This is a genomic window from Streptomyces sp. P9(2023), assembly GCF_032436795.1.
In the GTDB taxonomy this organism is placed as follows: domain Bacteria; phylum Actinomycetota; class Actinomycetes; order Streptomycetales; family Streptomycetaceae; genus Streptomyces.
Genome location: NZ_JAUPWM010000022.1, coordinates 43,467 through 66,965, shown reverse-complemented (window position 1 = coordinate 66,965; position 23,499 = coordinate 43,467). Strand labels below are relative to the sequence as shown.

Sequence of the window (23,499 nt, the reverse complement as noted above, 5' to 3'; positions counted from 1 at the left end):
CCTCGTTCAGGCGTTCCAGGTGGAGACCACGGAAACGGCCTGCCGGAGATTGAGCCGCGGGTCGCAGAACGTCAGGTACTTGTCGCCGACATGGGCGAGTCCGGCCGCGTCGGAGGCGCACTCGGTCACGTCGTGCGGGGTGGTCTCCAGGTGCAGTCCGCCGCAGACCCCGCCGGCGCCGACGACGGCCTCCTGGAAGCGCCGTACCTCCTGCGCGACGGTGTCGACCCGCCGGGTCTTGTTGCCGTCCGGTGCGACGACGGTGTTGCCGTGCATGGGGTCGGTCAGCCAGATGACGGGGTGGCCTTCGTCGCGTACGGCCGCCACCAGGCGGGGGAGCCGGTCCGCGACCAGATCGGCGCCCATCCGGGCGATCAGGGTGAGCCGGCCGGGCTCCCGGTCCGGGTCGAGGAGCGCGCACAGGGCCAGCAGCTCGTCCGGCGTCATCGAGGGGCCCACCTTGCAGGCCACCGGGTTGCTGACCCGGGCGAGCAACGCGACGTGGGCGCCGTCCGGTTGGCGGGTCCGCTCGCCGATCCAGGGCCAGTGCGTGGAGCCGAGGTAGAGCCGGCCGTCCTCGGCGGTACGGAGCATCGGCAGCTCGTAGTCGAGCAGCAGCGCCTCGTGGCTGGTCCACACCGGGGGCCCGATCGGGTCCCGCAGGGGCTCGGGGGACTGCCAGCCCAGGTGCTTCATGATGTCGTCCGCCGCCATGGTGCAGGTGAGGATGCGCAGCGGGTCGAGGCACCGGGTGTCCGGGTCCGGCTCGGGGCCGTTGACCATGTGCCCGCGGAAGACGGGCAGCAGGTGGTCGCCCACGAGCTCGGTCGGGTTGGAGCGGGGCTTGGCGAACTGGCCCGCGATCCGGCCGACCCGGATGACGGGCTTGTCGGCCGTCATCCGGAGCGTGCCGGCCAGCAGGTCCAGGAGCGCCACCTTCCGGGACACGTCGGTGGCGGTGGACTCCGCGGGGTCCTCGGCGCAGTCCCCGGCCTGGATCACCAGCGCCTCGCCGTCGACGACCCGCGCCAGCGCCGCCCGCAGCGCGCCGAGGTCCTCGGCGCGCACGAGTCCGGGCCGTGCCGCCAGCGCCTCCCCCACCCGCGCGACCTGCGGCAGGTCGAGCCAGTCAGGCTGCTGCAACGCCTCGCGGACACGTATGTCGCGCAGGACTTCGTCCACAGGTTCTCCTCCGCAGCAGTGGGAACGGCCTGGTCAGGTGGGGATGCCCGCGCGCTTGATCTCGGGGACGGGAATCCCCAGGGAGCGCAGCTGCTCGAACGGGTTCATGAACTCGCGCTGCCGCGTGATCTTGCCGTTGTCGAGTTCGAAGGAGTGCAGGAAGTGGTTCTCGTAATGGCCCTCGGGGTAGTCCGCGAAGCGGACCTTGCCGCGGCCGTCGCACTCCACCCAGAAGAAATTGGGGTCCTGGGTCTCGAAGATCCGGACGTTGTACCACTCCCAGTCCGGGAAGGTCCTCAGCGACCACACGGCGTGCTCGCCGAGCCGGTCGCGTCCATTGATGCTGATCGGGGCGCCGGTGTCGGTGGTCCACAGACCGCCGATGCCGTCCTCCGTGAAGAGCAGGTGCCGTTCCAGACGGGCCTGTCCGAGACAGGTCATGTACGTCTCCACCGTCGCCCGGTTGATTCGACGCAGTTCGACCTCATCGGTGAAACCGTTGATCTGACCGGATTCGCTCATGCTTGACTCCCAACTCGGCGCTGACCAGGCTGATCCGCTTTCCCGAGATGAAAGGATTGCCGGGCGCCGACTTCTCTGCAAGCAAGAGAATTTCAGGCCATGGTCAGAGTCGGTGAAGCTTCGGCCGGAGACGACGAGAATGGTCAGAGGAATGTCAATCCGCGGGTAAATCTATGGCGCCGCGGGCGCCGGAGGCCCCTCGGGCGGGGCGCCGCGCACCCCTCAGGCGCTGCCCAGTTGAAGGCCGACGCCCTGGACGGTGAGGACCCACGCGCCGTCCCCCAGCTTCCTGCGCAGACCGCCGATATGGGCGTCGAGGGTGCGTGGTGAGCTGCCGTCACGACACACGGACTGGAGGACCCGCCACCGCGGGACGACCGTTCCGGGCGTCAGCGCGAGCAGGAGGAGCAGGTCGAACTCCTTGGGCGTGAGGTCGATCCGCCGCCCGCGCAGGGTGACGTGGCGGTCCTCGGCGTCGATGAGCAGCGGGCCGTGGCCGATCACGCGCGGCGAGTCGCCGTAGGCCCGTACGCGGCGCAGGACGGCCTCCATCCGGGCCATCAGCTCGCGGAACCCGTAGGGCTTGACGAGACAGTCGTCGGCACCGGCCCGCAGCCCCAGGACGAGGTCGAGTTCGGTGCCCCGGGCGGTCACGGCGATGACCGCGGTACGTCCCGCCGCGCGGATCCGCCGGCACACCTCGAGCCCGTCCAGGTCCGGCAGTTCGAGGTCGAGCAGGACCAGATCCGCGCCGGCGAACGCGTCGAGCGCGGCCGCGCCGGTGGCCACCCGGTCCACGTGGTGCCCGTGCCGCCGCAACCCCGTGACCAGGGCCGCCGCCTCGTCGTCGGCGTTCTCCACCACGAGCAGCCGCCAGGCGGCGGGCAACCGCCGTGTCCGAGCCCGGTCGACCACCATCTCCCCCTGTCCCCCGTCCCAGCGCCGTTGCCGTGCTGCGTACCCTCCCACGATCTGAGTAGCGGCTACTCAGGCTTCGGCGGAGGGCCACGTGGTGATCTGAGGACGTCGGAACGCACAGCAGGCCGCACCGTCATCGCGTGACGGCACCGGAAGGGATCGACCATGAAGTTCGAGGACGTGTACCTGTCCAGTCTCGGGGCTTTCGTACCGGGTCTGGTGACGACGGAACAGGCGGTGGAGAAGGGGTGGTACGACGCGGACACCCGGAAGGCCTCGGGCCTGGAGTCCGTCGCGATCGCCGATTCGCTCTCCGCCCCCGAAATGGCCGTGCTGGCCGCGGAAGTGGCGATACGACGATCCGGCCACGGCCCCGAAGACTTCGGCGCGCTGTTCCACTCGTCCGCCTACCACCAGGGCCCGGACGGCTGGTCGCCGGCGCACTACATTCTCCGTAACACGCTGAACACGCCCATCACTGCGCTGGAAATCAAGCAGGGCTGCCAGGGAATGCTTTCCTCCCTCGCCTTTTCCGCGCACCGGCTCGCGTGCGACCCGCGGAATTCCGCGGTTCTTCTCACCGCCGCCGACAATTACTCGGCGCCGCTCATCGACCGCTGGACGACCTCGCGCCTGTCGATCTTCGGTGACGGCGCGGCGGCGGCCGTCGTCTCGCGCACGGGCGGATTCGCCAAGCTGCTCTCCATCGGTACGCACTCCTCCCCCGCGATGGAGTCGCTGCACCGCGGCAGCGAGCCGATCTTCCCGCCGGCGGTGACCGTCGGCCGGGCGCTCGACTACGAGGAGCGCGTCAAGTTCTGGATGGACGAGTGGTCCAAGGGCAACACTCCCCCCATCGCGCACCCGGGCGAGGTGCTGCAGATCGCCCTCGACGAGGCCCTGGACGACGCCGGCATCACCGCCGACGAGATCACCCGGGTCTGCCACCCCAGCGCCACGCTCGACGCGCTGCGGGACCAGTTCCTCGACCCGATCGGCTTCACGCTGGAGCACGGGATCTGGGAGCACACCAAGAAGGTCGGTCACATCAGCGCGGCGGACGTGTTCATCGGCCTGGAGCACCTGTGGAGCACCCGGCAGGTCGGCCCCGGCGACAAGGTGATGCTCTTCACCGGCAGCCCCGGCTTCGAGGCAGGCGTGGCGATCCTGGAGATCGTCGCCGAGCCCGACGCGTGATCAGCGCACCCGCACCCAGGACCTCCGGACCCTCGGAAAGGACCACCACACCATGATGAGTGACCACACGGACCGGGCGAAGGCCGCGAGCGCCGCGCCCCTGACGGGCGAGGAACTGCGCTCGGCGCTCGCCGGCCTGATCGGCGTCCCGGCCGCCGAGATCGCGGACGACGCCAACCTGATCCAGCTGGGTCTCGAGTCTCTGCAGGTGATGCGGCTGGCGACCAAGTGGCGCCGGGCGGGCCTGAGCGTGGCCTTCGGAGACCTGGCGGCGGACCCGACGTTCGCCGCGTGGAACGAGCGGGTCACGCGGGAGCTCGCGGAGAAGTCTGCGTGAGCGGTGCGTGATCGGTGTCGTGAGCGGTGCCTGTGCGGTGCTGAGCACGACGTCCACGGGGACCCGTTCGGGTCAGGCGATACGCGTGAGTGGGGAGGGGCCCAGGCCGAGCCGGGGCGCGAGCTCGGCCCTGGTGGTGACGGCGAGCTTCCCGTAGGCGCGGTAGAGATGGTTCTCGACGGTGCGTACGGAGAGGACGAGCCGGTCGGCGATCTCCTGGTTGGACAGGGAGACCGCGAGCGTCACGATCTCCCGCTCACGGGCCGTCAGTTCCTTACGGGTACGGGTACGGGAGGGGCATGAGCCGGCCGGCAGCGCCCACTCGGGCGGGGTGGCGCCGCAGCGTGAGACCAGCTCCGCGCTCGCGGCCCGTGCCGCCCGCGCGGCGGCACGGTCGCCCGACGCGTGGTGGGCCCGCGCGGCCGTGGCCGCGGCCTCCGCGGCGAGCGGCAGCAGTCCGAGGGCGCCGAAGCGCCGCGACACGTCCGCCAGGGCGTGCCCGTCGTCGTCCCCGAGCGCGAGGAGGTGGCGCAGCCGTACGTCGTGGTCCGCCGGCGCGCTTGCGGTGGCATCCCGCCACAGGGTCGCCGCCGCGCGCGCCTCACCGGCCCGGGCGGCGAGGTGCAGTGCGGCGAGGCCCTGGGTACGGCGGCCGGCGGCCAGCGCGCGGCGGGCCGTCTCCAGCGCCTGGCCCGCGGCGCCCTCGCGGTCGCCCCGGTACGCCGTCACCAGCGCCTCCTCCAGCGCCACGGCGTCCGCCATCAGGGGGTACAGCCACGCGTCGCGCTGCGCGACCCGGGCCTCCTCCAGCAGGGAGGCGGCTTCGTGGACGTCGCCCGACTCGGCCACGGCACCGGCCAGTTGGGCGATGCGCCAGGGGCGCGGCGCCGCCCAGTCGGCGGGCCCGCCGTGCGCGGCGGCCTCCCGCAGCAACTCGACCGCCCGCGCCGTACGACCGGCGCCCCGCAGCGCGCGCGCCTCCAACAGACCGGTGTACGCCCGGAAGCGCGGACCCCCGTCGGCGGCCTGGGCCCGCATCTCGCCGAGCGCCGCCTCGGCCCCGACCGGCCCACGCGCGTCCAGCGTGATCCACCCGGTGAGGAAGTGGTGCTCGATCCGGCCCACGTCATCGTGCTCGGCCAGGGCGACGGGCCGGCTCTCACGGAGCACGTCGAGGGCTCCCTCGCTGTCACCCGACACATACTGAAGGAGCGCCGAAAGGGCAGACGCCCCGGCTGCCGAGCCCGCCAGGGCTCGGGCCTCCGCCGTTCGGTCCTTGAAGAGGCGGATCAGGGCTCGTACGGTCCGGTCCGTGCCGGCGGCCGCTTCCGCTTCCGCGAGGCGGCGCAGGCCGAAGGCCAGGTTGAGGGCGCGGGTGCGGATCACCGGGCCGGACTGGGGGACCGTGCCGAGGACGGCCTCCGCCTCGATGTGCCTGTGCTGCCCGGCCAGGGACTCGCCGAGCGTCGTCAGCAGGCCGGCGTCGGCCTCGGCAGCCGGCACGGCCCGGCACAGCAGCTCGGCCAGCCGGTGGTCCTCGCCACGCAGCGCACCGGCGGCGGCCTTCCGAAGGCCGGCGGGACCGGGCAGGGCCCCCGTACCCAGCCGGACCCGGACGACGCGCGCCAGGTCGTCGGGGCGGCGGGCGCCGGTGCGTTCGATGGCGTCGGCGATCCGGAGCCGTAGCCGGCGGGCCGTCAGTTCGGGCAGCGAGGCGGCGACCACGGCCTCGCACAGCGGGTGCGCGAGCCGCAGCGACAGCCGGAACCCGGAGCGCAGGGCCACCAGGACACCACGCGCGTTCAGGGACTCCGCGGCCTCGCCCAGCTCGCTGACGAGCGGCAGCCCGGCCTCCAGCGTCCCGGCGAGCGCCAGCATGCTCACCAGCTCACGCTCGCCCGGGTCCAGGTCACCGAGCAGCAGATCCACCAGGTCGGCCAGCCGGCCGCCGGGTGCGTCGCGGAGCCCGGACCAGCGCCAGGTCCCGTCGACCTGCCGCAGGGTGCCCTCGGCGAGCGCGTCCTCGGCAACCTCCCGCAGGATCAGGGGGTTGCCACGCGTCAGTTCCCAGAACCGCTCCGCGGTGTCGACGGCGACCGGACCGCCGAGCCGCGCGGTGAGCATCCGCGCGGAGCCGGTCCGGTCGAGCGCCTCGACCGCGAGGCGCCGCATCCGCTTGCCGACGAGCAGCCGTCGCAGCCCGTCGGGCAGCGCGGCGCCGGGCTCGGCGGTGGCGAGCAGCAGCGCCTGCCCCCGGTGCACCATCCGGTGGGCCAGGTCGAACGTCGCCCGGTCGGCCAGATGCACGTCGTCGATGCCGATGACGACCCGCCGGTGCCCCACGTGCGGTCGCACGGCCCCGAGGACCCGGTCCCCCCGGACGACGTCCGCCCCGGCGCGCCCCGCCCGCTCCAGCGCGGCGTCCAGGAGGCTGCTCTTGCCGACCCCCGGCGCACCGACAAGCAGGGCGCTCATCCGCATGGCCGTGCACTGCTCGATCTCCGCGAGCTCGGCCTCCCGCGCGACGACGGGCCACTCGAATTCGGCTACTGCCGCCATTTCTCCCCCATGACGCCGCCACCCCGAATCACGCGAAGGTCGGGTCAGGCCTTCGCAGCGTTCGCGCGGATGTAGACGATCGGGACCGGGACGGTGATGAGACCGTTCTCGTCCCTGAGGGTGTCCAGGCGCCGGGATACCTCCGCGACGACCTCGGCACGCTCCTTCTCCTCGATGCGCTCCCACATTCCGCGCATTCCGGTGGTGTACGTGAATTCGACCCACTGCTCGCCAGAATTCACGACGACCGGCAGGTCCTCCTCGCGTACGACCACGTCGACGAAGCCGGCCTCGACCAGGGTCTTCTCGATCGACTCCGGGGTGGCCAGCCAGTTAGCACCGGCGTTCGCGAACTGGGAGTCGTAGGCACCGCTCTGCTTCAGGGACTGCAGCATGTACGGCATCAGCAGCTCGTTCACGATCTCCGGGAACAGCGACCACTTGCCCCGCGCCGTGGAGAAGAACGACGGCGCGGCCGTGGCGAACCGCCCACCCTGACGGAGAACCCGCAGGTAGGGGGTGACGTCATCGGCGCTCTTGACCCAGATGAAGAGGCTGCAGCTACCGATGACGGCGTCGAACCGACCCTCGTCGAACTCCGGCCGCTGTCCGTTCATGACGGAGACGGCGACATGCCCGAGGCCGCGCTCGCGGACGTCCTCCTGCGCGTACTTGACCATCTCCTCGGAGATGTCGACGCCGACGACCTCACCCTTCTCGCCGACGATCTCGGCGGCCGGGAAGAGGGCGGCGCCACGGCCCGAGCCGATGTCGAGCACGGAATTCCCGGCGGATATCTCCGAGAATTCGACGAGCCGACGGCCGATGGGTCCGAAGAATTCGACACCGCTCTGGTCGTAGGACTTCGCGGTGCGGTTGAACAGGTCGTGCATCTCTCCGGTATTGTCGGCGTTCCCCATGTCAAATCCCCCTCGTCGAGGTGAGAGGGTCGCTCGAATTGCCCTCCCATAGCATGAGGCCGATCTCAACACAGCCCCCGGCCGGACGTCCAATAGCCAGGCCTTCTCGCGATATCGAGAAACGTTATGGTGGCGGAGGGGCCCCTCGCGCAGGCCCCCGTGCAGCCCCTCGCGCCAGTCCCTCGCGCCAGCCCCTCGTACGGCCCAATCCCGCGCGCCCCGGCCGGGCGAGCGAACTTGACTGGCCGGGTGGACACTCTCGCGAAGCCCTCTGGAGCCGCCTACCGGAACCTGGTCATGGAGGTGAGCAAGGTCGCAGCGCGTCGCCCCTGAGAGCCGGGAAGAATACCCCTCGGCATCCCGCTACGCGAGGAGGACGACCCGTGGACGCGCTGTTCCCGGCCCTGGCGGCCGGTTCGGACCGACCCGCACTGCGCTTCGGCGCCGAGACGCTCACGTACGACGAACTGGGCAGGGTGGCCGGTGCCTTGGCGGTGCGGATCGCAGGCGCGGGGCGGGTCGCCGTCTGGGCCACGCCGACCGCCCGGACGGCGGTCGCGGTGGTCGCCGCGCTGCTCGCCGGCGTACCGGCGATCCCGCTCAACCCGCGCACGGGCGAACGGGAGTTGGCGCATATCCTCGGCGACAGCACCCCGGGCGTCGTGCTCGCGGGCGCGGACGACGACCTCCCGGCGGGGCTCGCGGAACTGCCCCGGATCGACGTGGAGACGGCGGTCGCGCACGACACCCCGGTCTCCGCGAACTCCGGTGGGCGGCCCGGCGACCCCGAGTCCGCCGCCCTGATCGTCTACACGTCCGGCACCACCGGCCCGCCCAAGGGCGTCGTCCTCTCCCACCGGGCGATCGCCGCCTCGCTGGACGCGCTGGAGGAGGCCTGGGCCTGGACGGGCGACGACGTGCTCGTGCACGCGCTGCCGCTCTTCCACGTGCACGGGTTGATACTCGGGATCCTCGGGCCGCTGCGGCGCGGCGGCTCGGTCCGGCACCTCGGCGCGTTCTCCGTCGAGGGCGTGGCCCGGGAACTGGGCGCGGGCGGCGGCACGATGCTGTTCGGCGTACCGACGATGTACCACCGGATCGCGGACGCGCTGGCCGGCGATCCGGCGCTGGTGCGGGCGCTGGCCGAGGCGCGGCTGCTCGTCTCGGGCTCGGCGGCGCTGCCGGTCCACGACCACGAGCGGATCACGGCGGCGACGGGCCGGACGGTGGTCGAGCGGTACGGCATGACGGAGACGTTGATGCTGTGCTCTCTGGGGGTACACCCCCAGACCCCCGCGTCCGTCCCCGTGGGCTCCCCGCCGCGCCCCGGGTCCGTCGGGCTGCCGCTGCGGGGCGTGGAGTTGCGCCTGGTGGAGGAGGACGGCTCGGAGCTCGGCGCGCCGTACGACGGGGAGCGCGTCGGCGAGATCCAGGTGAAGGGCCCGAACCTGTTCAGCGCGTATCTGAACCGGCCGGACGCGACGGCGGCCGCGTTCGACGGGGAGTGGTTCCGCACCGGTGACGTGGCGGTCCGTGAACCGGACGGGTACGTACGGATCGTGGGCCGCAAGGCGACCGACCTGATCAAGAGCGGCGGGTACAAGATCGGCGCGGGCGAGATAGAGAACGCGCTGCTCGACCATCCGGCGGTGCGGGAGGCCGCGGTGACCGGCGAGCCGGACCCCGATCTCGGGGAGCGGATCGTGGCGTGGGTGGTCGCGGAGGACGCGGCGAAGCCGCCGACGGCGGGGGAGCTGGCGGACCATGTCGCCGGGCAGCTCGCCCCGCACAAGCGCCCGCGCACCGTCCACTTCCTCCGGGCGCTGCCCCGCAACGACATGGGCAAGCTCCTGAAGAAGGCGCTGCCCGAGGCCCTCGCGGAGGCCCTCGATGGCTGAGCGCCTCACGGCCCGCGAGGCCGTCGCGCTGGTCGCCGACGACTTCGTACGGCTGCCGCCGCCGGTGCCCCTCGCCCCGCCGCGCGCGGACGGGCCGATCGGCTGGGCCGGGTACGACGCGGCACGCGCGCGTGCGGCGGAGAAGACCGGCGAGGAGGAGTCCGTCCTGTACGGCCGGGCGACGATCGGCGGTCGCCGGGCGGTCCTGGTCGCCTTCGAGTTCGGCTTCCTGGGCGGCTCGCTCGGGCAGGCGGCCGGGGACCGGCTCGTCGCGGCGTACGGAACGGCCCTGGCGGACCGGGTCCCGCTGGTGTCGCTGGTGGCGACGGGCGGCAGCCGGATGCAGGAGGGCATGATCGCCCTGACCCAGCTCCAGCGCGTGGCCGAGGCGACCGTACGGCTGCGGAGGGCGGGCGTCCCCCATGTCACGGTGCTCCGCGACCCGTCGACCGGCGGCGGCTGGGCCACGGTCGGCGCGGGCGCGGACGTGATCCTCGCCCTCCCCGCAGCCCAGGTCGCCTTCGCGGGCTCCCGGGTCCGCCCACCGGACGCCGACCCGTCCGCGTACACGGCGGAGGACCAGTGGCAGCACGGCCACGTCGACGCCCTCGTCACCCCCGCCGCCCTCCGGACCACACTCGCCCTCTGGCTACGCCTCCTGACGGGCGGCGACGACCCGAGCGGGCGGGCCGAGGCCGAGCCAGGCGACCCGTCCGGCGAGCGGACCGACCGTCGGCCCGGCGGCACACCGGGCACCATGCCCGGCGCCGCACCGGGCGCGCCCGGTGACGGCGCCGCGGTCCAGGCGCCCGCCCCCGTCCGAACGCCCGCCCACGTCCCCGCGCCCGACGGCCGAGCCCCGGCCACCACCCCCGCTCCCCCGCCCCGCGCCCTCACCGAGGCCGCCCCGCCCGGGACCGGGTGGGAGGCCGTCGGACGGGCCCGGTCCGACGCCCGCCCCCGGGCCGGGGCCTATCTGGACGCCTACTTCAGCGTGCGGGCGGCCGTCCGGGGGGACCGGGCCGGTGGGGTGGACGACGGGGTGGAGTGCGGGTTCGGGCTGCACGAGGGGCGGACGGTCGCGTATGCCGCGCAGGACGGGTCCGCGACGCGCCCGGCCGGCTTCCGGACCGCCGCCCGGCTGATCCGGCTCGCGGACCGGCTCGCGATCCCCGTGCTGACCCTGATCGACACCCCGGGCGCCGCCAACGACGCCGAGGCGGAGCGGGCCGGGGCGGGTCCGGCCATCGCGGACGCGTTCACCGCGGTCGCCGAGGCACGGGTCCCGGTGACCTCGCTCCTGGTCGGCGAGGGCGGCTCGGGCGGCGCTCTCGCGCTGGCCGCGCCGGGCAGCACCTGGACCACGCCCGACGGCTACTTCTCCGTCATCGCCCCCGAACTCGCCTCGGCCATCCTCAAGCGCTCCCCCGACCAGGCCCCGGTCACCGCCGACCAGCTCCGGCTGCGCCCGCAGGACCTCGTGGCGCTGGGGATCGTGCGCGGGATCGTCGGACAGCACGAAGCCCCCTCGGCATGAGGGGGCTTCGTGGTGGGTCAGGACCCGATCAGTCGTTGTCGCCCTGGCACAGGCTGAAGTCGCCGCAGACGACGACCGTGTGATCGACGAAGACCACGTCGTTGTCGCTGCTGAAGTCCGGGCCGCCGCCGAAGTCGAAGTCCGGACCGCCGTTGGCGAGGGCCGTACCGGAGCCGAGGACGACGGCCGCGGCGGCCAGCGCGAAGGTGACAAGGGTCTTACGCATGGAAAACCTCCTGTAACGAGCGGGGTTGCTCACCTCGGAGCCTGACCACGGCATAGGACACCGGCAAACGCTGACGGGCGTTCGGGGCACACGATGGCCCATCCGAGGGGGCGTCATCCCCCGACCGGGCGCCAGGACCGGGCGCGCGGGATCGTGACCCGCAGCGAGTACGGCCGGGTGATCTGCCGGCGAGGTCGTTGCCGTCGCTGACAAGCAGCAACCGGAGCCGTCCGCCGCGTTCGTACTCCTGTACGGCCATCCCCTCGATTGTCGTCGCGGTCGGCGACGAGCGTCTTGTGGAGGATGCCGTCGCGCGCCGTCAGGTTCGTGACCCCGACCGGGGCGAGCTCGACCAGGCCGTGACCGGCGACGACGGGGCAGCCGTACTGCGCGCCGAGGGCGTACTCGCCGTTCCGTCCGCGCTGCCAGGTCTGGACGCGCTGGGGTGCGCCCGGCGGAGTCGGTGCCGTCGCCGGTGATCGGGCCCTCCATGCCCGCGACGAGCGTCCGGCCGCCGGGCCGGACGGTGAGCGACTCGAAGGTCTGGTTCTGCCGCGCCCGCCCGACGGGGGCGACCGTCAGCGTGGCGGGGACGGGGAGCCTGCCGAGGATCTCACCGCGCGGCCCGTGGCAAGAGTGCCCGGCACGGCTCGACGCCGTGCCGGGCACTCTCCACGACCGGAGGGCTACTTCACGCCCACCGCCCGGATGATCTCCTGCGTGACCGCACCTCCGCGGTCGTCGGTCGCGCCCGCCCGGAGCGAGATGAACGAGGCGCCGTCCGGCACCCGCAGCTCACCCGTCCAGGACGTGCCGCGCCACGACTTCTTGAGCGTGACCTTCTGCCAGGTGGCGCCGTCGTCGTACGAGACTTCCAGCGTGCCGCCGCCGATCGTGCCGGTGTCGGGCGCGCCCTTCACGTACTCCGCCGAGATCCCGACCGGCAGCCGGCTGCCGCCGCGCACATCGCCCTTGAGGTCGGTGTCGACGTCGAAGCCGAGGTTGATCAGCGGGAGGAAGGTCTCGCGGTCGGCCGGGGTCTCCTTCGACCGGAAGGTCCACTCGGCGTGGCCCTTGGTCGAGAGGCGCCAGCGCGCCGGGTCGAGCGTGGTGTCGGTGACGACCTTGTACTCGGCCTCCTCCGCCGGGGAGTCCCAGGCGTAGGCGCCGGAGCCCATCCTGCGGTCGACCCGGGTCCCGTTGACGTACACCTCGGTGAACTGGGTCATCGAGTCGTCGTTCCACACGTTGCCGAAGCCGGTGTGGTCCGGGCCGGTGTCGCCCCAGCCGGGGGTGTTGAACCTCAGGTTGTTGCCGACCCGCTGCTGACCCCAGCCGAGACCGGTGCCCAGCCACGGGTGCCAGACCGGCTTGAACCACTCGCGGTGCGTGGTGCTGTCGCCCCGGTAGGTGAGGATCCCGGCGCGCTCCTCGAGCGACTCCTCCAGGTCGACCGACTCGTGCCAGCCCTGGCCGCGCCCGGTGGAGACGTACTCGGTGCGCTCTGCCGGGAAGGCGATGTACTCCTTGAAGCCGAAGCCGATCGGGAAGGTGTCGGTGATCGAGTAGCGGAACTCGCCGCCGATCTCCTTGCGGCCGGTGGGCATGTGGAACGTGGAGCGTACGGTGGCGAGTTCGTCCTCGTCGGGCCGGAAGACCAGGTCGGACGGGATCGCGCCGGGGTGCCCCTCGGAGAGGTCGTAGACGTATGGGGTGTAGCGCGTGCCGGTCAGGTCGACCGCCTTCTTCCGCGCGGCGGTCTCGGCGAGCCGGGCTCCGTCGGCCGCGTTGACGGTCGCGACGCCCAGCGGCCGGTCCTCGTACGCCTCCGTGCCGAACCAGGTGTTCAGCCGGCCGGGAGCGTCGTCCGTGACGAACAGGAAGGCGGCGCCCGCGTCCTGGGCGATCTGCGCGACCTGGACGGGCGTCAGCGCGCCGGCGCGGACCAGGACTGCCTTGCCCTTCACGTTCTTGCCTGCGTACTCGGCGGCCGTGCCGGTGCCGACATCGACGAGACCGAGCCGGGAGGTGCCCTCGGGCAGCGTCGTGCCCGGCTGGATGGTGGCCCCGGAGAGCCGGCGGCCGTCGGCGCTCGCCTCCAGGAGCGGCTTGCCCAGGCGCCAGACGGTCCGGTACTCGAAGGTGCCGTTGGCGGGCTTGCGGGTCGGGGCGGCGAAGACCGAGTCGTACTTGATGGGCAACTGGACCGCGCCGCCGTAGGAGGTGCCGTTGGCGTCCCGGTCGAACTCCATGACCAGCTGGCGGGTCTCGGTCCGCTTCTCGACCTCGGCCCGGATCTCCTTCAGCTGCCGGCCGTCGAGGGTGATCTCGCGGTCGCGGTCGAGGACGATCTCCGGGTTCGTGAGGAAGCCGAGGCCGAGCGAGTCCTTGCCCTTGGAGCCACGGACGTCGAGGAAGGTGTCGACGGTGTACGTGCCGGGCTTCAGACGCAGTTCGAGCGTGCCGGACTCGCCGACGATCGCCGGGAACGGGTCGACGCCCGCGGCGAGGCGCTTGACGCCCAGGTAGGCCGGGGTCGGGGCGCCGTCACGGTCCTTGACGTGGACGGTGAGGTTGTAGCGCTCCTCCTCCTTCACCAGGCCGAGCGCGGTGTGCGCGACGGGGGCGCCGGCGGCCGAGGCGACGATCCGGCCGGAGGAGTTGCCGACCGGGGCCTTCGTGCCGTCGCCGGTGACCGTGGTCTGTGCGGTGCCCCGGGCCGGGACGGTGAGCGTGGTGTCGGCGAGGGTCGCGACGCCCGCGGGCATCCCCTCGACGGCGAGGTTCAACTCGACGGCCGCGTCGGAGTGGTTGGTGTACGTGACGGTCTTCGTGACCGGCTTGTTCTCCTCGTAGGGCCAGGAGAAGAAGCCGAGGTCGGCGGAGCCGGTGGCGGTGACGTTCGCGGTGATCGCGGCAGCGACGTCGACCCGGCCGGCGCCGAGCGCGTAGGCGGAGTCGGTGAGCGTCTTCGACGAGGACATCAGCGCGTTCTTGAGCTGGGCGCCGGTCCAGTCGGGGTGCTTCTCGGCGAGCAGCGCGGCGACACCGGCGACGTGCGGGGTCGCCATCGACGTACCGCTCATGGAGGTGTACAGCCCGGTGCCGGAGACCAGCTGCGAGCGGGCGGCGAGGATGTCGACGCCAGGCGCGGACAGGTCGGGCTTGAGGGCCTGGTCGCTGAAGCGGGGGCCCTGGCTGGTGAAGTACGCGGCCTCGTCGGCGGAGTCGACGGCGCCGATGGTCAGCGCGGAGTCGGCGGCGCCGGGCGAGCCGATGGTGCCCGGGGCGCCGCTGTTCCCGGCGGCGATGACGAAGAGGGCGCCGGTCTCGGCGGAGAGGGCGTTGACGGCCTGGGCCATCGGGTCGGTGCCGTCACTGCCCTCCCTCGAACCGAGGCTCATCGAGACGATCTTCGCGTCGATGTCCTTGGCGGCCCACTCCATGCCGGCGATGATCTCGGACTCGCTGCCGCTGCCCTCGTCACTGAGGACCTTGCCGACGGCGAGGGTCGCGCCGGGGGCGACGCCCTTCTCCTTGCCCTCCGAACCGGCGCCGCTGCCACCGACGGTCGAGGAGACGTGGGTGCCGTGGCCGTTGCGGTCGGCGACCTCCTGGCCCGCGATGAACGACTTGGACTCGCTCACCCGGTCCTTGAGGTCGGGGTGGCCGAGGTCCGCGCCGGTGTCGAGGACGGCGACCTTCACGCCCTTGCCGGTGAGCCCGGCCTCCCACGCCTTCGGGGTGCCGATCTGGGCGTTGGACTCGGCCATGGCGGCCTCGACCCGGCCGTCCAGCCAGACCTTGGCGCCGTTGCCGCCCGCCGAGCGGGTCGCGGGCGAGGTGAACGACCGCCAGAACGCGGCCGGGTCGGTCGCCTCCACCGCCGCGCCGCCGATGCTGGGCAGCGCGCGGACGGTCTCGGTGCCGCGCGGCGCGGCGGCGCGGGCGCCCTTGCCGGAGCCGTACGTCACGATCAGCGGCAGTTCGTCGGTGATGCCCTGCTCGACGAGTCCGCTGACGTCGAAGAGCCGCTTGTCCAGGACGCCCGAGTCCAGGTAGGGACGGGCCTCGTCGGGGACGACGGTCACCCGTCCGTCGGATATCTCGCTGCGTACGGCTCCGGTCGCGCCCTTGGCCCGGTCGACGGTGACGGTCTTCTTGCCGCCGCCCAGTTCGGTGACCGTGACCTTGTCGCCGGTGATGAGCGTGACGGTGGCGCTCTGCGCGGCGGCGTTCTTGAAGGTGTCGCGTACGGCGGGGGCGGCGGCTCCCCCGGCGGCGGCGGTCTGCCCCGCCGTGAGCAGCACCAGGGAGATGCCGGCGGCGAGCAGCCCGGCCCTTCCTCCTGCGGAAGGTCTGATCATCGACGCACTCCTCGGCACCCGGGGGAAGGGGTGGTTCCGGGCGCCGCGAGGAGTCTGTTCCGGTCGGCGGCCGTTGAATACGGAACGGCATGGCGGCTATGTGCCGTGGCGGCCAACCGCCAGTTCAGGTGGCCATGTTCGGCGGCCGCTTCAGAGGCGCACAGGCCCTCGATGACCGAGCCGTCCTCGCGCAGGACGCCGGCGTGGGCGTCGGTGCGGAGCCCGCCTTCTGGACCAGTCCGCTGTCGAGCATGGTCCGGGGGAAGGGCCGGCCCGGCAGCAGCGGGCCTACGGCGTCGGGTCGACCGCGTCGTACCGCCGGAAGCCCCGCCCGTAGAGGGCGAGCACCCCGACGGCGAGCACACAGGCGATGCCGCCGCCGATGATGGCGACGGCCGGGGAGGTCAGGTCGGCGACGGAACCGGCGAGGAAGTCACCGAGCCGCGGCCCGCCCGCGACGACCACGATGAAGACGCCCTGGAGCCGGCCACGCATCTCGTCCGGGGCCGCGACCTGCATCATCGTGTTACGGAAGATCATGGAGACGGTGTCGGAGTAGTCGGCGAGGGCGAGGAGGAGGAGCCCGAGCCAGAGCTCGCGGGTGAGCCCGAAGACGGCGATGGCGGTGCCCCAGCAGGCGACGGCGAGCAGGATCGCCTGCCCGTGGTGCCGGATGCGTCCCTGCCAGCCGCTGAGCACCCCGCCGAGGAGCGCCCCGGCGGCGGGGGCGGCGGCGAGGAGGCCGGTGGTGGTGGCGTCGCCGTCGTACCAGAGGACGGCGACGACGGGGAACAGCGCACGGGGTGGGCGAGGATCATCGCGCAGAAGTCCGAGAAGAACGTCATGCGCAGATTGGGCCGGGTGGCGAGGAAGCGCAGCCCGTCGAGGACGGAGGCGCGCTTGGTCGTGCCGGTCCGGTCGCCGGTCCGTTCCGGGAGCATGGAGGGCAGCCGCCACATCGCGTAGAGCGCGGCGGAGAAGGCGAAGGCGTCGATGAGGTACGCGGTCTGGAAGCCGCCTACTCCGACGATGAGACCGCCGAGGCTCGGGCCGACGAGCGTGCCGAAGGTCATCGTCATCGAGTTGAGCGCGTTGGCGGCGCGCAGCTGCTCGGCGGGGAGCAGGCGCGGGATCATCGAGGTCCGGGCGGGCGAGTTGAGCGCGGCGCAGACCGACTGCAGGGCCACGATCGCGTACAGGAACCAGACCCGGTGGAAGCCGGCGAACGCGGCGGTGGCGAGGGCGGCGGACAGCACGGCGGAGCCGGTGGCGCTGGCGAGGCCGAGCTTGCGGCGGTCGACGGTGTCGGCGATGGCGCCGCCGTAGAGACCGAAGACGATCAGCGGCACGAGCGAGAAGAGACCGACGAGCCCGACGGAGAACGGCGAGCGGGTGATCTCGTACACCTGGAGCGAGACCGCGAGCGCGGTCATGCCCTGGCCGACCCAGGAGACGGTGTTGCCGAACCAGAGGCGGCGGTAGTGCGCGGAGGTACGGAGCGGGGTGAGGTCGGCGAAGACGCGGCGGCGGTCGGCCTGTTCGGCCTTCTCGGTGGCGCTCACGCGACGTCGTACCGGAGCTCGGGCCGGGCCCAGTGGATCCGCCCGGCGGGCTCGACGGTCCCGATGCGACGGGCGCCGGTCCGGAGGTAGAACTCCTCGGCGGGCGGATGCGCGACGACCCGTACGGCCCCGAGCCCGGCGGCCCTGGCCTGCCCGACCATGTGCTCCATCAGCTCCCGCCCGACACCCTGCCCCTGCGCCTCGTCGGCGACGAACGCGAGATCGAGCTCGGCCTCGTCGAGGAGGAGGGCGTAGAACCCGAGTACGCGATCGTGGTCGTCGACGGCGGCGTAGACGGTGTGATGCTCGATGTAGGCCCCGCCGACGGTGTACCCGTCGACCATGGCGGCATAGTCCCCCCGGTAGGCACGCGACTTCCGAACGAGGCGGGTGAGCCGCCGGGAGTCGTCGGCGCCGGCGCGCCGGATGGTGAGGGAGGACATGGGGGTGAGTATAGGGGCGGGGTGGGGACTGGGCCCTTACGTTTTTTCCCCGCCCCCGTTACGGGACCGGCTCCCCCAAGGACCCACATGCCTCGCGCACGGCCGCCTCAGGCCCAAGACCGGCCCCGCGGGCGAGGGCGGCCTCGAAGACCTCCTCGCCCAGGAGGGCCCGGGCGGCCGACGCGACCCGGTCCACATCCAACCGCTCCGCCGCAGGCAACGGCGCCCCCGTAGAGCCCCGCAACGCCCCCGCCGCCCCCAGCAACACCGCCGCACCGCTCTCCCGGCCGGCCAAGGCCACCGCTCCCGCCAGCCCTTCAAGGGCCAAGGCCACCGCCCGCGGATCCACGGTCGTCAGAGCGGTCACGTACCCCTCCCGATGCAGCGCGAGCGCCCCCGCCCCGTCACCCCGCAACTCCGCCACGAACCCCAGCTCCGCAAGGATCAACGCGTTCGCACCATCGAGCCCCACCAGGCGGTGCCACTCGAGGACCTCCCTCAGATGCCCCTCCGCCTCCTCCCACAGCCCCTCACGCCGCGCCCCCAACCCCAACCCCAGCACCGCGTTGATCTCACCCGCCCGGAAGCCGACCTCCGCCGCCTTCTCCCGCCCCGCCTGGTGGTACGCCCGGGCCTGCGCCAGGTCACCCATGAGCAGCGCGGTCCTGCCGAGCCCCGACAGCAGGTCGGGGACCTCGGTGGTCAGCCCGAACCGTTCCGCGGTCTCCAGACCGGCCCGCTTGAGCCGCGCGGCCCGCTCGTACGCGCCGTGCACCTCGGCCACCGTGGCCAGCGGATAGACGGACCAGAGCCCTCCGCACGCGTCGCCGAGCCGCCCGAACAGCTCGGCCGACGCGGCCGCGTCCGCGTCCGCGCCGGCCAGGTCTCCCCTGAGGAGCCGTTGCACGGACCGGTCCGCCCGCGCCGCGGCCTCGCCCCACGGGTCGCCGTGGGCCCGGAACCCGTCGAGCGCCTCCCCGGTGAGCGCCGCGCCCTCGCCCTGCCCGCCGGTCCCGCACAGCGCGTGGGCCAGGAACCAGCGCGGCCAGGGCGCGGGGCCGGACGCGGTGTCGTGGGCCGCGAGCGCCGCCTCGATCCGCCGCTGCCGGTCGGTCCCGTCGCCGCTCATGACCGTGAGCCCGGTCCGCCAGACCTCGACGCGGGCGCCGCCGCGCGGGCCGTCGGGGTGGAGGCCCCAGGCGCCGTCGTCACGCAACTCCAGGGCAGCGGCGACGACTTCGGCGAGCTCACCGCGGGCGCCGGCGAGCTCGACGAGCCAGGCGCCGTCGGGAAACCGCCCCCGAACCCGCCGCGCCACCTGCACGGCAAGCCGCGTCTTCCCCACCCCACCGGGCCCACAGAGCGTGACAAGCCGCCGCCCCCCAAGCAGCCCACACACCTCCCCCACGTCCGCGTCCCGCCCAACGAGCCCCACGACCGGCACAGGCAGATTCCCCCGCCGGTCAAGCACCGCGGCGTCGCGCCCGGACGCGACACCCTGACCGGCCGCAGGCCAGGACTCGCCCCCGGACGCGGACAGGCCCCCAGCCCCCGGCCCGGCCGCAGGCCAGGGCTCGGGCCCGGACGCGGCGGGCTGGGGGGCCGAGTTCGGCGCGGCTGCGGACAGAGCGCCCCGCCCGGCCGCAGGCCAGGGGTCTGCCATCGAGGGGCGCGCGGCCGGTGCCGTCGGCCCGGCCCCCGCGCCCGCGCCCGGCGCCCCCAGCGCCGGGTCCTGCACCAGCATCGCCCTCTGCAGGGCCGCCAGTTCGGGGCTCGGGTCGAGGCCCAGGTCTTCGGCCAGGCGGGTGCGGAGGGAGTCGTAGCCTGCCAGGGCCTCGCCCTGGCGGCCTGAGCCGTACAGGGCGCGCAGGTGGGCGGCGCGGAGGCGTTCCCGGAGTGGGTGCGCCTCCACCAGTTCCGCCAACTCGCCCACCAGCAGCGCGTGTTCCCCCGCCGCCAGGCGCGCCTCCGCCGCCTCCTCCCGTACGACGAGCCGCTCCTCCTCCAGCCGGTTCACGGCCGCCCGGGCGAACGGTTCGTCCGCGAAGTCCGCGAACGCGGGGCCCCGCCACAGCTCCAGCGCCTCGGCGAAGAGCGCCGCCCGCCGCCCCGGTTCCGCCACCGCACGCGCGCGTGCCGCCAGGGCCGTGAAGCGGTCCGCGTCCAACGCGCCCTCCCGGACTACCAGTTGGTAGCCGGGCGCCCTCGACACCACGAGTTCGCGACCGCCCGCCTCCGCCTCCTCCAGGACGCGGCGGAGCTGCGAGACCTTCGCCTGGAGAGCACGTACCGGGTTCCCCGGCGGCTCCTCGCCCCACAGGTCGTCGACCAGCCTGTGCGTCGCGACGGGCCGCCCCGGGTCGACGAGCAGCGAGGCCAGCAGCGCCCGCACCTTCAGCTCCGGGACCCGGACGACCCGCCCGTCCTCGGTCCGTACGGCCGTCTCCCCCAGCACCCCGAATCGCATGCCGCCCACCGTAACCCCCCGTCCCACCAGGGCCGTAACACCCTCCGCCCCGGACCCGAACCGAACCCGAACCCCACCCGAACCGCACCCGAGCCCGACCCGAACCACCGCCCCGCAGAGTCATCCCCGTCAGACAGCACGGCCCACCGGAACTCCCGAGGAGAACCCCATGTCCACCAGCCCCCTCGCCCACAAGACCGCCCTCGTCACCGGCGCCAGCCGTGGCATCGGTCGCGCCATCGCCCTCCGTCTCGCCGCCGACGGCGCCCGCGTCGCCGTCCACTACGCGAGCAACGAGGCCGCCGCCGAGGAGACCGTCGCCGCGATCGAGCAGGCCGGCGGCGCCGCCTTCGCCATCCGTACCGAACTCGGCGTCCCCGGCGACGCCGAGGCCCTCTGGAAGGCCTTCGACGCCCACGCCGACGGCCTCGACATCCTGGTCAACAACGCCGGCATCGCCGGCCCCGGCACCATCGACGAGGTCGAGGAGGCCGACTACGACCGGGTGTTCGCGGTCAACGCCAAGGCGCCCTTCTTCATCGTCAAGCACGGCCTCGGCCGGCTCCGCGACGGCGGCCGGATCATCAACATCTCCTCCGGCGTCACCAAGGTCGCCTTCCCCGGCATGACCTCGTACGCCGCCTCCAAGGGCGCGGTCGAGGCGCTGACCCTGACCCTCGCCCAGACCCTCGGCTCCCGGGGCATCACGGTCAACGCGGTCTCCCCCGGCACGATCGAGACCGACATCCACCCGTGGATGGCCGACCCCGCCGCCAAGGCGCACGCCGCCGGCTTCTCCGTCTTCGACCGGGTCGGGCAGCCGGGCGACGTGGCCGACGTCGTCGGCTTCCTCGCCTCCGACGACGCCCGCTGGGTGACCGGCCAGAACATCGACGCCAGCGGCGGCTCCGGCCTCGGCCTCTGAGGCCTCTGAGGCCTCTGACCCACCCCCACCCCCTCCGCGAAGGAAGCCGCCATGCCCCAGGCCGGCCACGCCCGCCACACCCTCCTCGTCCACGCCCACCCCCGCCCCGACTCCCTCACCGCCCAGGTCGCCGCGCTCGTCCACGGCCGGCTCACCGACGCGGGCGGGACCGTCGACGTACTCGACCTGTACGCCGAGGAGTTCGACCCCGTCATGCGCCGGGCCGACGAACCGGACTGGGAGAACCGGGAGAAGGCGTACACCCCCGAGGTCCACGCCCACATGGACCGCGTCCTGGCCGCCGACGACATCGTCGTCGTCTTCCCGGTCTGGTGGATGGCGCCGCCCGCCGTCGTGAAGGGCTGGATCGACCGGGTGTGGAACTACGGCTTCGCCTACGGCCGCAGCAAGCCGCGCCTGGCAGGCAAGCGCATGGTGTGGCTGGCCCTGATGGGCCACTCGGAGGCGGAGATCGAGAAGCTCGGCCTCGACACCGTCCTCGACGCCCAACTCCGGGTCGGGGTGTCGGAGTTCTGCGGGATCAGGGACGCGTCCGTACGGGTCGTGTACGGCACCGAACTCTCCGGCGTACCGAAGGACCAGCGCCCCGAGCGGGTACGGGAGCTGCTCGCCCGAGCAGGCGACGCGGCCCTGGACGGAGGGCTGTCGCGATGACCACGGCGATCCGTAAGGACGCGACCGACGAACAGGCGGAGCCGAAGGCCGGGGCCCGCCAGTGGCTCGGCCTGGCCGTACTCCTCCTCCCCGTCACCCTCATGACGGCCGACCTCGGCGTGCTGTGGCTCGCCACCCCCTACCTCGCCGCCGATCTGCGGCCCAGCGGCGGCCAGTTGCTGTGGATCACCGACATCTACGGCTTCCTCACCGCCTCCACCCTCGTCATCATGGGCACGCTCGGCGACCGGCTGGGCCGCCGGCGGCTCCTGATGGCGGGCTCGGCGGGCTTCCTGCTCGCCTCCAGCCCTGGCCACCGGGGTGGGCGTGGCCTCGCTCGGTCTGGCGGTGGTCATGTTCGGGGCAGCCCCGGTCAGCGTCCTCGGCACCGCCCTTGCGGTCGGCGCGGCCCCACCGGAGAAGGCGGGCGCGGCGGCGGCGACCGGCCAGACGGCGTACGACCTGGGTCTGGCCCTGGGCATCGCGGTGACGGGCAGCGTGGCGGTCGCGGTCTACCGCGGCGGGATCCCGGGCGACGCCCCGGCCGCGGCGCGCGAGTCGCTGGGCGCGGCGGCCGCCGTGGCGGACGAGGGGCTGCTGACGACGGCCCGGGAGTCGTTCACGACGGCGCTGCAGTCGGCGTCGGCCCTGAGCGCGGGGTTCGCCCTGGTGACGGCGGTGCTGGTGCTGGTGCTGCTGCGGGGTGTCCCCCGGGATCGCCTCGAGCGAGTAGGCGACGAGGAGCCGGACACGGCCCCCTCGGCCACGGATGGTCCCCCTCCCCACCGGGAGGGGGACCATCCGTGTCTAATCTGCTCAGGCGTCCACCCGGACCGTGCCCAGCCGGCCGACGGCGGCCGGGTCGCGGTGGTCGAAGAAGAGCGAGCGGTCGGTGTCGAGGCCGGCGATGGCCGCCATCTGGTCGTCGGCGAGCTCGAAGTCGAAGACGGCGAAGTTCTCCGCCATCCGTCCGGCGCGGACCGACTTGGGGATCGCGACGACACCGCGCTGGATCAGCCAGCGCAGGACCACCTGGGCGACGGACTTGCCGTGCTCGGCGCCGATCCGGCTGAGCAGGGGCTGGTTGAACAGGTCGTTCCGGCCCTCGGCGAACCCGCCCCACGACTGGATCTGGACCCCGTACTCGCGCATCAGCTCCTGGTCGGCGACGCGCTGGAAGAACGGGTGGGTCTCGATCTGGTCGACCGCCGGTGTGATCTCGTTGTTGAGGAGGAGGTCGAGGAGCCGGTCCGGATAGAAGTTGGCCACGCCGATCGCCCGGGCCCGGCCCGCGCGGTTCTGCTGCTCCATCGCGCGCCACTGGCCGTAGACGTCGCCGTAGGGCTGGTGCATCAGATACAGGTCGACATGGTCCAGGCCGAGCTTGGCGAGGGAGGCGTCGAAGGCGCGCTCGGCGTTCTGCTGCGCGGGCGCGTCCTGGATCCAGAGCTTGGTGGTGACGAACAGCTCCTCGCGCGGGATGCCGCTCATCCGGATCGCGCGGCCCACGGCTTCCTCGTTGCCGTAGGCGGCGGCCGTGTCGAGGAGGCGGTAGCCGACGGCGAGGGCGTCGGTGACGGCCCGCTCGGTCTGCTCCGGCGGGATCTGGTAGACGCCGAAGCCGAGGATCGGCATCCGGACGCCGTTGTTCAGGGTGACGTACTCCATCGGACTTCCGTTCGGTGCGAGCGGTGGCGGGCGATCGGGCTCCCCAGCCACGCTCGCGCACCCCGGCGGCTCTCGCACCCCGACGACACCGCCCGT

16 protein-coding genes and 4 pseudogenes are annotated in these 23,499 nt (G+C 73.2%); 8 read left to right on the top strand and 12 right to left on the bottom strand.

Features of this window, described 5'->3' with window-relative positions; all coding sequences use genetic code 11:
* Positions 1–6 precede the first annotated feature (6 nt).
* The 3 genes from Q5762_RS24815 to Q5762_RS24805 all read right to left on the bottom strand — a co-directional run bounded on the left by Q5762_RS24815 (position 7) and on the right by Q5762_RS24805 (position 2,622).
* Positions 7–1,182 carry a 3-deoxy-7-phosphoheptulonate synthase gene (locus tag Q5762_RS24815; protein ID WP_315894434.1) on the bottom strand — a complete coding sequence of 392 codons (1,176 nt, stop codon included), beginning with the start codon at positions 1,180–1,182 and terminating at the stop codon, positions 7–9.
* A gap of 33 nt (positions 1,183–1,215) precedes the next feature.
* Positions 1,216–1,704, bottom strand: coding sequence for a PhzA/PhzB family protein (locus tag Q5762_RS24810; RefSeq protein ID WP_315894433.1), 489 nt, complete (start codon positions 1,702–1,704; stop codon positions 1,216–1,218).
* Positions 1,705–1,926: 222 nt separating this feature from the next.
* On the bottom strand, positions 1,927–2,622 hold the full coding sequence (locus Q5762_RS24805; RefSeq protein WP_315894432.1) for a response regulator transcription factor: 696 nt from the start codon (positions 2,620–2,622) through the stop codon (positions 1,927–1,929).
* Positions 2,623–2,787: 165 nt separating this feature from the next.
* On the opposite strand from Q5762_RS24805, the gene Q5762_RS24800 reads away from it, so the two are divergent.
* Positions 2,788–3,819, top strand: coding sequence for a ketoacyl-ACP synthase III family protein (locus Q5762_RS24800; protein WP_315894431.1), 1,032 nt, complete (start codon positions 2,788–2,790; stop codon positions 3,817–3,819).
* Positions 3,820–3,871: 52 nt separating this feature from the next.
* Entirely contained in the window at positions 3,872–4,156 is a 285-nt protein-coding gene (locus tag Q5762_RS24795; protein WP_315894430.1) for a phosphopantetheine-binding protein, read from the top strand.
* A 72-nt stretch (positions 4,157–4,228) separates the two neighbouring features.
* Here Q5762_RS24795 and Q5762_RS24790 read toward each other — a convergent pair whose 3' ends face one another.
* Positions 4,229–6,715, bottom strand: coding sequence for a LuxR C-terminal-related transcriptional regulator (locus Q5762_RS24790; RefSeq protein ID WP_315894429.1), 2,487 nt, complete (start codon positions 6,713–6,715; stop codon positions 4,229–4,231).
* A 44-nt stretch (positions 6,716–6,759) separates the two neighbouring features.
* Positions 6,760–7,635, bottom strand: coding sequence for a methyltransferase domain-containing protein (locus Q5762_RS24785; RefSeq protein ID WP_315894428.1), 876 nt, complete (start codon positions 7,633–7,635; stop codon positions 6,760–6,762).
* 383 nt (positions 7,636–8,018) lie between these two features.
* Here Q5762_RS24785 and Q5762_RS24780 point away from each other — a divergent pair, with 383 nt between their 5' ends.
* Together Q5762_RS24780 and Q5762_RS24775 are read left to right on the top strand one after the other, a co-directional pair.
* Positions 8,019–9,533: an acyl-CoA synthetase gene (locus tag Q5762_RS24780; RefSeq protein ID WP_315894427.1), complete on the top strand. Its 1,515-nt coding sequence runs from the start codon at positions 8,019–8,021 to the stop codon at positions 9,531–9,533.
* Positions 9,526–11,070 (top strand): carboxyl transferase domain-containing protein, encoded by a 1,545-nt coding sequence (locus Q5762_RS24775; RefSeq protein WP_315894426.1) that lies wholly within the window; start codon positions 9,526–9,528, stop codon positions 11,068–11,070. The genes Q5762_RS24780 and Q5762_RS24775 overlap by 8 nt, the downstream gene beginning before the upstream one ends.
* A 28-nt stretch (positions 11,071–11,098) precedes the next feature.
* On the opposite strand, the gene Q5762_RS24770 is transcribed toward Q5762_RS24775, so the two are convergent.
* Complete coding sequence (locus Q5762_RS24770) at positions 11,099–11,296, bottom strand: hypothetical protein (RefSeq protein WP_315894475.1); 198 nt, start codon at positions 11,294–11,296, stop codon at positions 11,099–11,101.
* 296 nt (positions 11,297–11,592) lie between these two features.
* Between Q5762_RS24770 and Q5762_RS24765 the strand changes: the two genes are divergently transcribed.
* Positions 11,593–11,775 carry a hypothetical protein gene (locus Q5762_RS24765; RefSeq protein ID WP_315894474.1) on the top strand — a complete coding sequence of 61 codons (183 nt, stop codon included), beginning with the start codon at positions 11,593–11,595 and terminating at the stop codon, positions 11,773–11,775.
* Positions 11,776–11,800: 25 nt separating this feature from the next.
* On the opposite strand, the pseudogene Q5762_RS24760 reads toward Q5762_RS24765, so the two are convergent.
* The 5 genes and pseudogenes from Q5762_RS24760 to Q5762_RS40045 form a co-directional block, all read right to left on the bottom strand.
* A pseudogene (locus Q5762_RS24760) lies at positions 11,801–11,965 on the bottom strand (hypothetical protein); the annotation flags it as partial.
* A 17-nt stretch (positions 11,966–11,982) separates the two neighbouring features.
* The gene (locus Q5762_RS24755) at positions 11,983–15,663 is read right to left on the bottom strand and encodes a S8 family serine peptidase (RefSeq protein WP_315894425.1); all 3,681 of its coding nucleotides are present in this window, start codon (positions 15,661–15,663) and stop codon (positions 11,983–11,985) included.
* 288 nt (positions 15,664–15,951) lie between these two features.
* A pseudogene (locus tag Q5762_RS24750) lies at positions 15,952–17,225 on the bottom strand (MFS transporter).
* Positions 17,222–17,668, bottom strand: coding sequence for a GNAT family N-acetyltransferase (locus tag Q5762_RS24745; protein WP_315894424.1), 447 nt, complete (start codon positions 17,666–17,668; stop codon positions 17,222–17,224). The pseudogene Q5762_RS24750 and the gene Q5762_RS24745 overlap by 4 nt, the downstream one beginning before the upstream one ends.
* Positions 17,669–18,938: 1,270 nt before the next feature.
* Positions 18,939–20,135: pseudogene (locus Q5762_RS40045) on the bottom strand (BTAD domain-containing putative transcriptional regulator); the annotation flags it as partial.
* A gap of 169 nt (positions 20,136–20,304) precedes the next feature.
* Between Q5762_RS40045 and Q5762_RS24735 the strand changes: the two are divergent.
* The 3 genes and pseudogenes from Q5762_RS24735 to Q5762_RS24725 form a co-directional block, all read left to right on the top strand.
* On the top strand, positions 20,305–21,060 hold the full coding sequence (locus Q5762_RS24735) for an SDR family oxidoreductase (RefSeq protein WP_315894422.1): 756 nt from the start codon (positions 20,305–20,307) through the stop codon (positions 21,058–21,060).
* Positions 21,061–21,111: 51 nt separating this feature from the next.
* Positions 21,112–21,735, top strand: a complete 624-nt coding sequence (locus Q5762_RS24730; protein WP_315894421.1) for an NAD(P)H oxidoreductase — start codon at positions 21,112–21,114, stop codon at positions 21,733–21,735.
* A pseudogene (locus tag Q5762_RS24725) lies at positions 21,732–22,485 on the top strand (MFS transporter); the annotation flags it as partial. The gene Q5762_RS24730 and the pseudogene Q5762_RS24725, both read left to right, overlap by 4 nt.
* Before the next feature lie 66 nt (positions 22,486–22,551).
* Here the strand turns inward: Q5762_RS24725 and Q5762_RS24720 are convergent.
* Complete coding sequence (locus Q5762_RS24720; RefSeq protein WP_315894420.1) at positions 22,552–23,403, bottom strand: aldo/keto reductase; 852 nt, start codon at positions 23,401–23,403, stop codon at positions 22,552–22,554.
* Between the last annotated feature and the right edge of the window lie 96 nt (positions 23,404–23,499).